This is a genomic window from Gillisia xinjiangensis, assembly GCF_046298265.1.
GTDB lineage: Bacteria > Bacteroidota > Bacteroidia > Flavobacteriales > Flavobacteriaceae > Gillisia > Gillisia xinjiangensis.
Map to the genome: position 1 here is coordinate 1 of NZ_JBKAHK010000050.1, position 656 is coordinate 656.

The window sequence follows — 656 nt, forward strand, 5'->3', positions numbered from 1 at the left end:
TTCACCCTCGGCGATCTGCGAGATCTGGCGGCCGAGTACCGCGACTTCCGCCTTCAGCTTGTCGATCTCGCGGCCTTGAGCGATCACCATCTCACTGAGGTCGTTCAGCGCCTTTTCGCCATAGGCGACATCGGCCTCGATCTTTTCCAGGGTTTTGGTGGTGGCATTCATGGTGCTTGTCCCTTGCGTTGACGTTCCTGGTGCGTTGACGATCCTGGAGTTGCCGTCTGCGTATTGCGCCAGAGCGCCGGTCAGGTTGGGCGGCTGACCGTGCCTGCCTACTGACCATCTGGGATCGGATGTCCTGGTAACAAGGGCCGGCAGTGCCGGAGCGCCCAGGCTGCGGGCTTAGCGGTGCTGCGAGGCATGGCCGATGGCGAACATCTTTCCTTCGGCATCGTCCATCGGTAAAGCCAGGTCGATCAGAGTGCAGTGTGAACGGTCAATGTATTTCAGGCTATAGATCAGGATCGCCGCTCGCTTTTCAAAATAGACCAGTTGGTCGGATTGCTTCCACAAGGCATTGATGCTGCCGGTAACGTAGTCGTCGGTCACCAGTCCGACCACGCTTCCAGACCATTGGGCCTTCAAGGTCTCACCCATCAGGCGCATGCGGCTCTGCTGGTGTGCCGCGTCGTATTCTTCCAGGTAGATGC

The 656-nt window shown here is 58.8% G+C and carries 2 protein-coding genes; both read right to left on the reverse strand.

The features are described from left to right. The coding region (locus ACKGJN_RS16395; protein WP_409540643.1) for a SlyX family protein at positions 1-171 on the reverse strand (171 nt) is incomplete at its 3' end. A 177-nt stretch (positions 172-348) separates the two neighbouring features. Beyond that, a partial coding sequence (locus tag ACKGJN_RS16400; RefSeq protein ID WP_409540642.1) for a hypothetical protein occupies positions 349-656 on the reverse strand: 308 nt, incomplete at its 5' end.